This window comes from Synechococcus sp. CCAP 1479/9, from assembly GCF_019038535.1.
Classification (GTDB): domain Bacteria; phylum Cyanobacteriota; class Cyanobacteriia; order PCC-6307; family Cyanobiaceae; genus Cyanobium.
In genome coordinates this window covers 206,861-220,555 of the sequence record NZ_JAFKRK010000024.1, presented here as the reverse complement: position 1 = coordinate 220,555, position 13,695 = coordinate 206,861, and the positions used below count along the sequence as shown (strand labels likewise).

Sequence of the window (13,695 nt, the reverse complement as noted above, 5' to 3'; positions counted from 1 at the left end):
GGCGGTCTCCCACCCAACCCGGTGCATGTCCTGCTGTTCGATCCGGGCAGTGACCAGGAAGGCATCCACTCGCTCGAGCTCGGCGGCCGCACAGTGGTTCTGTTGTTCGAGAACCCCGACGATGCCGAGCGCTACGCCGGGCTGCTCGAGGCCCAGGACTTTCCGGTGCCCTGCGTCGAGGTGCTCAACCGCCAGGATCTGGAGGATTTCTGCGCCGAGGCGGGCTACGAGGCCCGCTTCGTCCCCGCCGGCTTCATGCCCGAGAGCGAGGAGGAGCGGCTGCTGCTCGCCCCGCCCGAACGGAACATGGAGGTGACGGGCTGGAAGGAGGAGCCGACGGCCGCCGACGTGGAGGACCCCCATGGCCCCGCCGGCGATGCGGAGCTGGAGGCCTTCCGCCGTCGCCTCGAAGGTCTGCTTTGAGCGCCACCGGCGACGACAGGGGCCACCTGCTCACCGAGCGGCCCAACCCCGCCAGCGAGACCCTCGACCAGCTGCCGACGGCGAGCCTGGTGGAGCTGTTCTGTGCCAACGACCTGCTGCCCCAGCAGGCAGTGGCGGCCGCCGCTCCGGCCCTGACGGCCGCCATCGACGCCATCGCGGCACGCCTGGCGCGGGGCGGGCGCCTCTTCTACCTGGGGGCGGGAACCTCCGGACGGCTCGGGGTGCTGGATGCGGCGGAGTGTCCGCCCACCTTCTGCAGTCCCCCCGAACTTGTGCAGGGCGTGCTCGCTGGCGGAGCCGCGGCCCTGCTGCGCAGCTCCGAAGGGCTCGAGGACCTGCGGGAGGCGGGCCGCGATGACCTCGTCCAGCGGGGCTTCGGCCCGGATGATGCCCTGGTGGGCATCGCCGCCGGCGGCACCACCCCCTACGTGCTGGGGGGACTGGCCCACGGCCAGGCGATCGGGGCCCTCACCGTGGCGATGGCCTGCGTACCCGCTGAGCAGGTGCCGATGCCCTGCGACATCGACATCCGCCTGCTGACCGGGCCGGAACTGCTGACCGGCTCCACCCGGCTCAAGGCGGGCACCGCCACCAAGATGGCGCTCAACATCCTCTCCACCGGCGTGATGGTGCGCCTGGGCAAGGTCTTCGGCAACCGGATGGTGGATGTGGCCGTCACCAACAGCAAGCTGGAGGACCGGGCCCTGCGCATCCTGCGGGATCTGGCCGGGGTTCCCCGGGAGCAGGGCCTGGGCCTGCTGGAGCGGGCCGGGGGGTCGGTGCGGCTGGCGCTGCTGATGGCCGCCTCCGGCCTCGAGGCCGGGGCGGCCCGTGCGGCCCTGGAGCGTCACGGCCCCGGCCTGCGCCAGTGCCTCGAAGCCCTCGGGGTCAGCCTGCCGCCGTCGACGCCCCCTCTTCGCTGAACGGTCCCCAGTAGGGGGCGGTGAACAGCTCGGTGCGGCGGCGGGTGGCCGGCGGCACCTGGGCGGCCGGGGTCATCAGCGCATCACGCAGGGCCTGGTGGGCCGGGCTGGGGGGCCGCAGGGCCTGCACCCGCTCGGCGGCCAGCCGCACGATCTGCTGGGCGAGGGCCGCATTGGCCCGCAGGTTGTCGATCACCAGCTCGACGGTGACGGCGTCATGCATCGCATGCCAGCAGTCGTAGTCGGTGACCATCGCCAGGGTGGCGTAGGCCATCTCCGCCTCCCGGGCCAGCCGGGCCTCGGTGTGGTTGGTCATGCCGATCACCGTGCAGCCCCAGGAGCGGTAGAGCTCCGATTCCGCCCGGGTGGAGAAGGCCGGCCCCTCCATGCAGAGGTAGGTGCCGCCGCGGTGCAGCTGGCGCCCCTCCGGCATCAGGCTGTCGCTGACGTCGGCGAGGACCCGGGAGAGCACGGCGCAGTAGGGGTCCGCATTGCCGACGTGGGCCACCAGGCCCTCACCGAAGAAGGTGAGCGGCCGCTGCATGGTGCGATCGATGAACTGATCGGGCACCACCATGTCGAGGGGCCGCACGCTCTCCTGGAGGGAACCGACGGCGGACACTGAGAGGATCCAGCGAACGCCGAGGGAGCGCAGGGCCCAGAGGTTGGCCCGGTAGGGAACCTCGCTGGGGGTGAAGGTGTGGTGACGGCCGTGGCGGGCCAGGAACACCACCTCCAGATCGCCGATCCGGCCGATCCGCAGGCTGTCGGAGGGGGGCCCGTAGGGGGTGTCGACGCTCAGTTCGCGCACGTCCTCCAGGCCCTCCATGGCATAAAGGCCGCTGCCACCGAGCACCCCCAGTCGTGCCTTGGCAAGGTCGGACGTCGGCAGACCGCTGGCCTGGGGCGATGGGGTTGGGGGCTCGGTGGTGGCCATGGATGCGTGGTGCCCTGGACGGATACAGTCGAAGTTTGCCTCCTCGACCGTGCCCAAGGCCCTGATGGACACCGACGCCGGCCTGATCACCATCGATCTGTTCGAGGCCGATGCCCCCGGTACCGTCGCGAACTTCGTGAAGCTCTCGAAGGACGGCTTCTATGACGGCCTGGCCTTCCACCGGGTGATCAACGGCTTCATGGCCCAGGGGGGGTGTCCCAACAGCCGCGAGGGTGCCCGCGGCATGGCCGGCACCGGTGGCCCCGGCTACACGATTCCCTGCGAGATCAACGCCCAGAAGCACAAGGCCGGCAGCCTGTCGATGGCCCATGCGGGTCGCAACACCGGTGGCAGCCAGTTCTTCCTGTGCCATGGTCCCCAGCCCCACCTGGATGGCCAGCACACCGTGTTCGGCCACACCGAGAACATCGATGTGGTGCTGGCCCTGAAGAACGGCAGTCGGATCCGCAAGGTGACGATCGAGGACTGATCGAGGACAAGGCCGCGCCAGGCCTCACCGATGCTGCGCGACTGCGTCGGCTGGCCTGGCGATCACGTTTTCTGATCGATGCGATGGCGCTGCAGGCGCCCAGGCCCCTGAGTCTGCCCATCCCACTCCTGGGATTGGGCGGGGGACCGCGGCGTTGAGGCTTCAAGTGTGAGCGGTCCCTGTCCGCCTTGGCGTTGGGGACGGGGAGCATGTTCGGCCCCATGGGATGGAACATCGTCGTCGCCGGCGGCGGTGGCCGATGAACGGCTGATTCGGTTACAACCAAGACAGATCAACCGATCTGCGGAGCTGTCTCCCGGGCGGAGACCAGGGTCATTGGACGTCTGTGGCAGGGTGTCCATGGTCCTCGGATGATCCACCCGGCTGTGTTCAGGGAGAGGAATGATGTTGGCTCGGCGAATAGGTAACCATCCAGCACCTCAGAATTACCCTGATCAGTAACGCGCTGTTGAGAAGAGTCACGACACATTGAGATCAAGCAGATCTGCAGCACATACGCTGACTCGTAATCATTAGGTACATCATCTTCCGGGGTCGAGTTATGACAACGGTGATAGGAATGAAGAGCGGCCCGGCTGAGCACCTCTGCCTTGCCCTCCTGGGATTACAGGACTTAAAGACCCTTCATCCTCACGACTCATGACCGCCACCAACATCACCCGCACTGTCGGGATCGACAAATCCTCCATTGAAGTCGGCACCAGCACAACGGTGACGGCGTCGGCGGATTCCACCACACCCGCCATTGATGACGTCGTTTCCGGCGACGCCAGTGCCACGGCGGCCACCACGGCCCAGGCCGCCATTCTCAACAGCCGCATCAAGATCGGCACCGCCGGCACACTGAATGCCGTCGAGGAGGGAACGGTGGGGGCCGCAGCCACCACCACCAGCGGCAATGCCACGGCCAGCGCCAGCAACAACGGCCCCACCGGCGGGATCATCAACAGCACCCACCACCCCAACCAGCTCCAGGTGGGCACCAATGCCGTGGTGTCGTCCACCGCCACCAATGACGCCCTCGCGGTGGCCGAAGCGGTGGACGGAGCCTCCAGTGCCTCGGCCAATGCCGGCAAGGTGTTCGGCCTCAAGAACGTGGGACTCAATGCCGGCCAGGGCACGAGCCTGACGGCCAGCGCCACCGGGACCAGCACCGCGGCGGCCGAATCGGTGGGACTGCCGCCGGGAACGGGAGCGTCCAACGCAACGGCCGGTGCCTACGACGCCAAGGTGGTGGGCATCTACGCCAGCGGTGCGAAGCCAGGCGAGATGCCTCCCCCGACCGATGAGGACGCTGCGAGCGCGTCCTATGGCGGCGAGAAGAAGCCCCTGTCGATCTCCTTCGGCAGCAGTGGGACCGTCTCGGCCTTCGGGACGGGCGCCTTCGACGCCTCCGCCACCAGCGTCACCGGGGCGGCTGACGCCCAGAGCCGGGCCAAGCTCGTGGCCGGCATCGCCGTCGGCCCGGACAAGCTCCCCAGCAACACCGCTGCCAGCGCGGACCAGGGCGAACCGGCTCAGCCGTCCCCGGGTGGTCTGGTGATGAGCTTCGGGGAGAACGGGGCGGTGGCCGCCCAGGGCTCCGTGGGCAACGGCGGTGTGGGTGCCAGAGCGACGGCTGAAACGGTGACCGGCCCGGCGGCCGCCACCGTGGGCATCAAGACCATCGGCGGCATCGTCGATGTCAACCGGCTGGGCAATCAGAGCCTCTCCAATGGCCCCGGCTCCAGCACCATCCTCACCGTCGGCAAGGACGGTGACATCCAGGCCGCCGCCGTGGGCAACAGCGCCGCCTCCGCCAAGGCGGTGACGGCGCCGGCCAACGTCGACGTGTCGGCCACCACCAACCACAACAACGTGGTCGGCATCGCCATCGACAAAATGGCCATCGGCGAGAACGCCACCCGCCTGTTTGCCCAGGGCTTCAGCAAGCAGTCGGCCACGGCCCAGAGCACCACCTCCGGCGGTGATCCGATCGCCGGAGCCGCCAATGGCGACTTCGTCGCCGGCGTGCACGCCACCACGATCACCGTGGGCCGCAACGCCACCGACCCCGTGGCCGATGCCTCGCTCAACGCCAGCGCCACGGCCGGTGCCGTCACCACGACCGCCGGCAGCACCGCCCTGGCCGGGAACGGTTCCACGGTGGTGGGCTTCAACCAGAGCAGCCTCGCCATCGGCGAGAACGTGCTTGGAACCGGCGTCTTCAGGGCCACCGCCGCCTCCGATCTGGCCGCCGGCGCCACCGCCACCACCGGTGACACCACCGCCCGGGCCGGCGGCAGCGGCTCCAGTGTGATCGGCCTCAACGCCTCTCCCGTCACGATCGGCAAGGCCGGCAGTGTGGCGGGTTCCGCCAGCGGCACCGTGGGGGCCACCGCTGCCTCGGTGACCGGCGACGCCGTGGCGGAGGCCGCGCAGAAGGCGCGTGGGATCAAGGACAGCAAGATCGCCATCGGCACCGACGGCAACGCGACCGGCACCGCCGGCCTGACCGGTACGGCGTCGGCGACCACCACCACCGGTGACGCCGCCGCCGCCACCGATCTGTCCGCCAAGGGGATCGACAACGACGTCACGATCGCCATCGGCAAGGCGGGCAACGTGACCGGCACCGCCACCGTCACAGACAGCCGCACCCTGGCCTCCGCGGTGACCGGCGCCACTGATGCCAGTTCCGACCTCAAGGCGATCGGCATCCACCTCGGCAACACCAAGGTCACGATCGGCACCACCGGCAACACCGCCGGCACCGCCACGGCGGCCGCCCCCAGCGTCCTGTCCACCACCACCACCGGTGATGCCAGCGTCGGGGTCGAGCAGACCGCCATCGGCATCAAGGGCAGCGGCTACGACGGCATGGGAGCCCTCAGCAGCTCGGGCGTCAGCGCGATCAGCGCAGGACTGGCCGGCAACGTCATCGGCCGGGGCACCGGCAGCGCCCTCGGCACCGCCAACACCATCACGGGCGACGCCCTGGCCGGTACCGAGGCCTTCATCGCCGGCATCAAGAAGGTGGATCTCTCCGCCGACAACGTGACCGCGGAAGCGCAGGGGACCTACGGGACCAATGCGATGGCCGTCACCGGTGATGCCACCGCCAGTTCCGACGTGAAGGTGGCAGGTCTGCTGGGGAACTGGAACAACGCCAGCCTCAACGGCGATCTCAGGGCCACGGCGCGTCTGGTGAACGAGGTGATGGCCTCGACCACCACGGGGATGGCCACCGCCACCGCCAACAGCGATGTGGTGGGCATGAGCGGCTACCAGATCAACATCCTCCAGAGCGGCAACATCACCGCCTCGGCGGTGAGCGAGACCCTGGCCCAGGCCTCCACCGTGACCGTCTGACGTCGCTGCGGAGCGATCTCCCCTCCGGGGCCGGATCCACCGATCCGGCCCCTTCCCCTGACTCCCTTCCGGTCCCTGCGCCCCGTTGCCCCATGGCGATTCCACCCATCACCACCGCCCTGTCGCGGGCCCTGGCCCTGCGGCTCGACCAAGGCAGCACCTATCTCGGCGGCAGCCTCCAGCTCACCATCGCACCCAGTGCCCAGGCCAGCAACCGGTTGGTCCTGCCGGCGCCGGAGCCGGTCGGCTCCATCGCCACCGCCCTTGGCCTGGGCCTCGGCTCAAGCCGGTTCCTGGCCAGTCCCGCCGACGCCGCCTTCTTTGACAGCCCCGGTCTGTCGATCGTCACCGGGGGCGGCTCGATCGCGGGAACGGCGGGCGCCACGGCCACCACGGTCGGCCGCAACACCAATCTCGCCGATGCCACGGCCACCAACATCGGCCTGGCCAACATCGACGTGGTCACCCGCGGCGGCGGCGCCCTGCGGATCGGCACCCCCGCCGACCCCCTGCGGGCGGCGGCCTCGGCCGCGACCCGGTCCCTGCTGCCCGCCGGGGGCCTGCCGTCCCTCACGGCCCAGCTGTCTGCCCTCGCCACGGTGCGGGGGCTGGAGGGTGCCCCGTCCGCCGATCCCCCCGCAACGGTCGCCCTCCCCACCTTCTTCGGCCAGCCCAACGCCGCGGTGCTGGCCTCCGCCACCCTTGACGCCGATCCCGGGCCGACGACCAGCGCCGCCCGCGGCGTGGCCGATGCCAGGGGCATCGAGGGCTACCGGGTGATGGCCCTGCCGGCGGCGGTGCCGGGATCCCCGGCCCAGATCAGCGGCATCGCGGCCGCCAGCCTCTCCCTGGCGGGCGCCCCACCCAGCGGAGCCGAGCCGGCCAACCTCTCGGCGACGGCCATCGGCATCGATCACGCCGTTCTGCGGGGACCTTTGACTGGAGCGGTGAGCGTTCAGGGATCGGGCCTGGCCCAGCTCGACATGGCCAGCGTTCCGCCGACTGGCTCTTTGCTACTGAACAGCCTGCAGGGGATCGGTCTGCTCGCCGTCGATCTCCAGAGCAACGGCGGTGCACCCATCACCAACGAGGGGGCCACCGTGGTGGGGATGGGGGGCTTCGCATCGCCCAGGAGCGGTGGACTCCTGCCGACGATGGACGCGGCGGGCATTGATCGCTCCACCATCCTCACCGGCTCCGGGAACGACGTGGTGATGGGCCGCATCCACACCGAGCAGAGCTCGGGGCTGGACGCTGACGGTGACGGCGTTCAAGAAGCCGATGTGTTTCTGGATGCCTCCGCCCTGATCGGCGGGCCCGGTGGGTTCGACGGGATCCGTGACAGCCGGATCAACACCGGACTGGGGGACGACGCGGTGGTCGGCGCCGCCAGCCGCAGCCGGATCGAGGCCGCCGGCGGCGACGACGCGATCCTCCTCGACCGTGCCCGCAGCTCCTCCCTCGATGGCGGCTTCGGCGACGACGCCATCGCGGTGATGGGCCTGGCGCTCGACAACAGACTCCAGGGCGGTTTCGGCAACGACAGCCTGAAGGTGGCCGCCGGCGACGGCAACCGCCTGGACGGCGGCTTCGGCCAGGACCTCACGGTCGGCGGGACTGGCTCGAACACCTTCCTGCAGTCGAATGCGGGTTCGGCGCTCGATGCCTCCAGCAGCGACGTTTTCGCCCAGCGACTGGCGGATCCGGCGTTCTGGGGATCGCTGGGGAGCCAGCAGAAGCAGGAGCTCTGGGAGCAGGGCGCCCTGATGCAGGGCGGCCAGACGCTGGCACTCCTGGACACCATCAGCAACTTCGACGCTGCCCGGGGCGACGTCCTCGAACTCAGCAGCACCCTGGGCTCCCTCACCCAGTCCCTCTGGCAGAGCCAGGGGGCGATCTTCGGGATCCAGGGCGGCCAACTGGTGGTGCGTGACGGCCCCCAGAACAGCCAGATCGGCGTGGTGGTGGGAAGCCTGGCGGACATCCGCTCCCTCGGCATCGGCTCGCCCTCCCTGGCCTATGCCACCGACACCCGCCAGCTGCTGTTCGATGCCGACGGCGACTGGTCGAAGGGCAGCCGCAGCCTCGGCACCGTGACCATGGCCGATCCGGGCGCCCTCACAAAATCCAGCATCCAGTTCGGCGGCGGCGGCTGAACCGGGGCGATCGCGCCCGTTCCCATCCATCCCCGAGGGAGTGACCCATGCCTTCCGTTCCCCAGCTTCACCATGAGCTCGGCCGCGCCCTGGAGGCCATGGCCCGCCTCCCCCTCCACGACGTGCTTGAGCAGCGGGGGGTCCTGCGGGCCCTGGCCCGGGAGCTGGCGCTCGAAGGCCTCCGGCAGGAGGCCCGTTTCTCGTCGGATGAGGTGGGCGAGATGGGGGCGCAGCTGTGGGCGGGACTGCCCGGCGACGCCCCCACCGCCCCGGAGACCGACCTGGCGGGGGAATGGATCGGCAGCCTGCCAGAGGACGTGCGGGGGAGGGTCCGCCAGCGCTGGGACCATCTGCGCCTCCAGAAGGTTCTGGAGGATCGCTACGGAGAGCGGGTGGAGGCCCACTACCTCGAGCGGCGGGCGGATCTCGAGCAGGTGGTGCTGCGCCTGATGCGCCTGCCCCAGCAGGGGCTCGCCGAGGAGCTCTACCTGCGCCTGATCGACGACGGGGCCAGCTTCGGTGCACTTGCCAGTCGCCATTCCCTGGGCGACGAGAGCGTCACCCGGGGGATCGTCGGTCCGATCGAGCTCACCCAGCTGCACCCCACCCTGCGCGGTGTGCTGGCTTCCCTGGCCCCCGGTGACATGCACCCTCCCTTTGTGCTCGAGGCGTCGATCCTGCTGGTCCGGCTGGAGCACCGCCGGCCCGCCAGCCTGACCGAGGCCCTGCGGCACCGGCTGCTGGAGGAACTCCTGCAGCCGGATCTGGAGTGCTGGCTGGAGAGCGCCCTGGCGGAGCTGCGCCGCACCCACGCGGGGGCCCCGCTACCGCCGGCTCCCTTACCAGCCCTGGCGGGAGCCTGATCCATGACCACCGCCCCAACCCTCGACGACCTGCTGCTCTGCTTTCCCTTCCTGGCCGACCAGCCGCCGGAGCTGCTCGGGCGCCTCTCCGCAGAGGCCGAGCTGCAGCGCTTCCAGCAGGGCCAGCCCATCTGCCGCGTCGACCACCCGCCGGCCCGGATCTTTCTCCTGCTGGAGGGCACGGCCCGCTCGGTGGTGTTTTCCCGTCGTCTGGCCCGGGGCGTCAGCACCCTGCAACGTCTCCAGCCGGGAGCGGTGCTGGGTTGGACTCTGATCAGCTGCGGCCGCTGCTGGGAGACCCTGATCGCCTCCACCGATCTGGTGGTGGTCGCCCTGCCCCACGAATCGCTGCAACGGGAACTGGAGCACCATCCGCTCCTGGCGGAACGGGTGCGGGGCGGCGTCAGCCCGTCCGAGCTGTTCGCTGTCCTCGATGCCCACCTGCAGGACTACCCGCGGGCCCTCTCCCAGGAGGTTGTGGCGGCCGCGAACCAGCTGGCCGATGGCACGGCGGTGCGCACCTGGAATCCGGCGCAGCCGGCCGGCTTCGTGGCTGAGAGGGAACGGCTGTGGCTGGTGGCGGCGGGGCCGCTGCCCCTGGGCACGGCTGTGGTGGACACGGAGCCCTCCGAGGCGCAGGAGCCCCTCCGTCTTCTCGGCATCGACCGCCAGGCCCTGGCGGCGATCCTGGAACCGACGCCGCCGGAGCAGCCCGAGGTCACGGGTGATGGCTGGCGAGCCAGGCTCCTCGCCCGCTGGGAGCAGCAGCGACCGGGCCTGGAGCCCGCCGCGATCACGGCCGCCGAGCCGATCGACCTGACGGCGCCGGCCCCCGGGCCCGTGTCGGATCCCCAGGGCCCCGAGGCCTTTCCCTGGGTGCGGGGCACCGGTCCCCTGGAGTCGCCGATCGCGGCCTTCCAGATGCTCAGCCAGCATCTCGACCTGCCCTTCCGGCGCGAGATGCTGCGCCGGGTGTTCGGCGACCAGGTGCAGCGGCACGGCGAGGCGTCCCTGCCGCTGGCGGGGGCGGTGGCCGAATCGATGGGGCTGCAGACCCAGCTGCTGGAGATTCAGGTGGGTGCTCTGCCGCGGCTGACACCACCGTTGATGATCCGCTGGGGCAATGGTCTGGCGGTGATCTGGCGCTGCACCGGCCGGTCGGTGCTGCTGGGCATTCCGGCCGTCGGCAACCAGGAGCTCTCCCTGGCGGACTTCCGGGACCAGTGGGGCGAGGCCGGGGATGTGCTGACGCTGAGGGTCAACGATCTCACGCCGCGGCGCCGGTTCGGTTTCCGCTGGTTCCTGCCGGCCCTGCGGGAGCACCGCACCGTGCTCCTGGAGGTGCTGCTGGCCAGCTTCTTCGTGCAGCTCTTCGGCCTGGTGAACCCGCTGCTGATCCAGCAGGTGATCGACAAGGTGATCATCAACAACAGCCCCGGCGCCCTCGGCGTGCTCGGGGTGCTGCTGGTGGTCTTCGCCCTGTTCGAGGGGCTGCTGCTCTGCCTGCGCACTTTCCTGTTCGTGGACACCACGAACCGCATCGATCTGAGCCTGGGGACCCAGATCATCGATCACCTGCTGCGGCTGCCCCTCAGCTATTTCGATCGCCGACCGGTGGGTGAGGTGAGCAGCCGCATCGGCGAACTGGAGAAGGTGCGTGGCTTCCTCACCGGTACCGCCCTGACCACCATTCTCGATGCCGTCTTCTCGGTGCTCTACATCGGGGTGATGCTGATCTACAGCTGGCAGCTCACCCTGCTGACCCTCGCCGTGGTGCCATTCCTGGTGCTGCTGGTGCTGGTGGTCTCACCGATCGTGCAGGTCCAGCTGCAGAGAAGGGCCGTCGCCCATGCCCGCACCCAGAGCCACCTGGTGGAGGTGCTCAGCAGCATGATGACGGTGAAGGCCCAGAACATCGAACTGCGCAGCCGCTGGAAGTGGCAGGATCTGTACACCGACTACGTGGCCGATGGGTTCGATAACACCCTGGTGGGCACCACAGCCAGTTCGATTAGTGGATTCCTCAACAAACTCTCCGGTCTGATCGTCATCTGGGCCGGCGCCGGCATGGTGCTGTCGGGTGCCCTCAGCCTGGGGGAACTGATCGCCTTCCGCATCATCGCCGGCTACGTCACCGGGCCCTTGCTGCGCATGACGTCGATCTGGCAGTCCGTGCAGGAAACGGCCCTCTCCCTTGAGCGCCTCAGCGATGTCATCGATCACCCCCAGGAGGCCCCCGAGGACAACGCCAGGCGCCTGGTCATGCCACCCATCCAGGGGGAGATCCGCTTCCGCAACATCTCCTTCCGCTACCAGCCCTCCTCCCCCCTGCTGCTGAAGGGCCTGAACCTGACCATTCCCCACGGCACCTTCGTGGCGATCGTCGGCGCCAGCGGATCGGGCAAGAGCACCCTCACCAAGCTGCTGGCACGGCTGTACACCCCCGAAGAGGGCGTGGTGCTCGTTGATGGGATCGACGTGGCCAAGGTGGAGCTCCATTCGCTGCGCCGCCAGCTCGGCATCGTCCCCCAGGACACGGTCCTGTTCGATGGCTCCGTGGAGGAGAACATCACCCTCACCAACCCCGACGCCAGCACCGAGGAGGTGATCGAGGCCGCCCGGATCGCCGCCGCCCACGACTTCATCATGGACCTGCCGGCCGGTTACTCCACGGAGGTGGGGGAGCGGGGCAGCAGCCTCTCGGGCGGCCAGCGCCAGCGGATCGCCATCGCCCGCACGATCCTGCAGAAGCCGCGGCTGCTGATCATGGACGAAGCCACCTCCGCCCTCGACTACCAGACCGAGCGCGTGGTGAGCGAAAACCTGATGCAGGCCCTGGCGGGCTGCACCGTGCTGTTCATCACCCATCGCCTCTCCTCGATCGTGAAGGCGGACATGATCGTCTGCATGGGGCAGGGGGCTGTCCTGGAGGTGGGCCGCCACGACGAACTGATACAGGCCCGCGGTCCGTACTACGCGCTCTTCCGCCAGCAGGGTCGTTCCTCCCCGACCCAGTCGCCCGAAGCGGTTGCCCCGCCCGTCGTGGCCTTGCCGCCACAGGTAACGGAGCCGGTCATCGCCGCAGGAGGAATGGCACCATGACCCCCGTCGCCGACGGCACCACCAGCACCAACGGCCACGGCCTGGCCGCCGCCAACGGCCATGGCAACGGGCACAGCCCCACGGCCACGATGGCGCCTGGCCAGGCCCCCCCCGCTGAGCCGGCGCCGCCTCCGGTGCGTCTCTCCCGCCAGCGCCGCCGCACCCATCTGCCCCGCTCCACCAGAGGCTGGAGCCGGGCGATCATCTGGAGCCTGATCGGCCTGACAGGTTTCGGCGTCATCTACGGCGCCGTGGCCCGAATTGATTCCTCGATCAGCACCACCGGCAAGCTGCGTCCCGTCGGTGGCAGCCTCGACGTTCTGCCGCCGTTCACGGCACCGATCCGCCAGGTTCCGGTCCGGGAAGGCCAGTCGGTCAGGGCCGGCCAGCTGCTGGTGGCGTTCGACGCCCGGGAAGCCTGGCGCGAACGGCGCGACCTGCTGCTCCAGGCGGATCTCTGGCGCCGGCAGGTGAACCAGGCGGCGCAGCCGCTGGGACTGCCGTCCCTGCCGGGCGGCAGCCGGGAGGAGCGGCAGGTGCTGGCCCTCGATCGCCGGGACATCGAGCTGCGCCGGCGGGTGGCCCTGCAGCGACTGCGCCGCAGCCAGGCTGGCGAACGGGAGCAGACTGATGTGCTGGCGGCGCTGCGGGCCCGCTTCGCTCTCAACGCCAACATCCGCGAGCGGATGGCCCAGCTCGCCCGCGAGGGGGCGATCTCCCACCTCGAACTCGAGCGCCAGGACGAACGCCAGCTGGATCTGCTCAGCACCATCCGCCGCACGGAACAGCAGCGCGCCGCCGCCGGCAGCGGCGTGGTCGAGAGCCTGACGAACCAGGAGCAGGTGGGCACGGACAACGCCCGCCGCCTCTGGGATCGCTACGACGAGGCCCGCCATCGGCTGTTGGAGACGTCCACCCGCCTGGGCCAGGTGGAGGAACGGCTGCGACTCGGCCGGGTGGTCGCGCCGCGTGCCGGCAGGGTCTTCGATCTTCAGGCCAGGTCGGGGGAGATCTCCAGCCCGGGCCGTCCCCTGCTCCGGCTGGTGCCCCAGGGACCCCTGGAGGCGGAACTGGCGATCTCCAACCGGGACATCGCCTTCCTGCGGCCGGGGATGGCGGTTGATGTGCGGGTGACCTCCCTACCCTTCACCGACTACGGCTCCCTCAAGGGGACCGTGGTGCGGGTGGGGGCGGATGCCCTTCCCCCCGACCCCCGCAGCGGCGAGGAAACCTTCCCCGTGCTGGTGCGCCTGGAGCAGAGGCCACTGGGACGGAACGGCCGCAGCTACCCCCTGCAGGCGGGCATGGCCGTCACGGGGCTGGTGCAGCTGGGCACCCGACCGGTGCTGGCCCTGCTCAACGACCGGTTCGGCGGCGTCCTCGACGCCACCCGCACCATGCGCTGAGC

At 70.0% G+C, this 13,695-nt stretch carries 9 protein-coding genes; 8 read left to right on the top strand and 1 reads right to left on the bottom strand.

The annotated features are described in order from the left end of the window. Window positions 1-21: 21 nt before the first annotated feature. Together KUG38_RS10675 and murQ are read left to right on the top strand one after the other, a co-directional pair. Entirely contained in the window at window positions 22-423 is a 402-nt protein-coding gene (locus KUG38_RS10675) for a DUF3110 domain-containing protein (RefSeq protein ID WP_216921205.1), read from the top strand. Further along, on the top strand, window positions 420-1,367 hold the full coding sequence (gene murQ, locus KUG38_RS10670; RefSeq protein ID WP_216921196.1) for an N-acetylmuramic acid 6-phosphate etherase: 948 nt from the start codon (window positions 420-422) through the stop codon (window positions 1,365-1,367). Before KUG38_RS10675 ends, murQ begins: the two co-directional genes overlap by 4 nt. On the opposite strand, the gene mtnP is transcribed toward murQ, so the two are convergent. Continuing rightward, the gene (mtnP, locus tag KUG38_RS10665) at window positions 1,333-2,304 is read right to left on the bottom strand and encodes an S-methyl-5'-thioadenosine phosphorylase (RefSeq protein WP_216921193.1); all 972 of its coding nucleotides are present in this window, start codon (window positions 2,302-2,304) and stop codon (window positions 1,333-1,335) included. The two genes, murQ and mtnP, sit on opposite strands and share 35 nt — an antisense overlap. 49 nt (window positions 2,305-2,353) lie before the next feature. On the opposite strand from mtnP, the gene KUG38_RS10660 reads away from it, so the two are divergent. The 6 genes from KUG38_RS10660 (at window position 2,354) to KUG38_RS10635 (ending at window position 13,693) form a co-directional block, all read left to right on the top strand. Beyond that, entirely contained in the window at window positions 2,354-2,794 is a 441-nt protein-coding gene (locus tag KUG38_RS10660) for a peptidylprolyl isomerase (RefSeq protein ID WP_216921190.1), read from the top strand. Between the two features lie 660 nt (window positions 2,795-3,454). Next, window positions 3,455-6,166: a beta strand repeat-containing protein gene (locus KUG38_RS10655; RefSeq protein WP_216921187.1), complete on the top strand. Its 2,712-nt coding sequence runs from the start codon at window positions 3,455-3,457 to the stop codon at window positions 6,164-6,166. A 92-nt stretch (window positions 6,167-6,258) separates the two neighbouring features. Continuing rightward, entirely contained in the window at window positions 6,259-8,322 is a 2,064-nt protein-coding gene (locus tag KUG38_RS10650; protein ID WP_216921184.1) for a calcium-binding protein, read from the top strand. A 47-nt stretch (window positions 8,323-8,369) separates the two neighbouring features. Continuing rightward, window positions 8,370-9,185, top strand: coding sequence for a peptidylprolyl isomerase (locus tag KUG38_RS10645; protein WP_216921181.1), 816 nt, complete (start codon window positions 8,370-8,372; stop codon window positions 9,183-9,185). A 3-nt stretch (window positions 9,186-9,188) separates the two neighbouring features. Next, window positions 9,189-12,287: a peptidase domain-containing ABC transporter gene (locus tag KUG38_RS10640; RefSeq protein ID WP_216921179.1), complete on the top strand. Its 3,099-nt coding sequence runs from the start codon at window positions 9,189-9,191 to the stop codon at window positions 12,285-12,287. After that, on the top strand, window positions 12,284-13,693 hold the full coding sequence (locus KUG38_RS10635; protein WP_216921177.1) for a beta-barrel domain-containing protein: 1,410 nt from the start codon (window positions 12,284-12,286) through the stop codon (window positions 13,691-13,693). Before KUG38_RS10640 ends, KUG38_RS10635 begins: the two co-directional genes overlap by 4 nt. Window positions 13,694-13,695 lie beyond the last annotated feature (2 nt).

Excerpts from the sequence above, each read along its gene's own strand:
- mtnP (WP_216921193.1), bottom strand. The coding sequence starts at position 2,304 with ATGGCCACCACCGAGCCCCCAACCCCATCGCCCCAGGCCAGCGGTCTG.
- KUG38_RS10655 (WP_216921187.1), top strand. The coding sequence starts at position 3,455 with ATGACCGCCACCAACATCACCCGCACTGTCGGGATCGACAAATCCTCC.
- KUG38_RS10650 (WP_216921184.1), top strand. The coding sequence starts at position 6,259 with ATGGCGATTCCACCCATCACCACCGCCCTGTCGCGGGCCCTGGCCCTG.
- KUG38_RS10645 (WP_216921181.1), top strand. The coding sequence starts at position 8,370 with ATGCCTTCCGTTCCCCAGCTTCACCATGAGCTCGGCCGCGCCCTGGAG.
- KUG38_RS10640 (WP_216921179.1), top strand. The coding sequence starts at position 9,189 with ATGACCACCGCCCCAACCCTCGACGACCTGCTGCTCTGCTTTCCCTTC.
- KUG38_RS10635 (WP_216921177.1), top strand. The coding sequence starts at position 12,284 with ATGACCCCCGTCGCCGACGGCACCACCAGCACCAACGGCCACGGCCTG.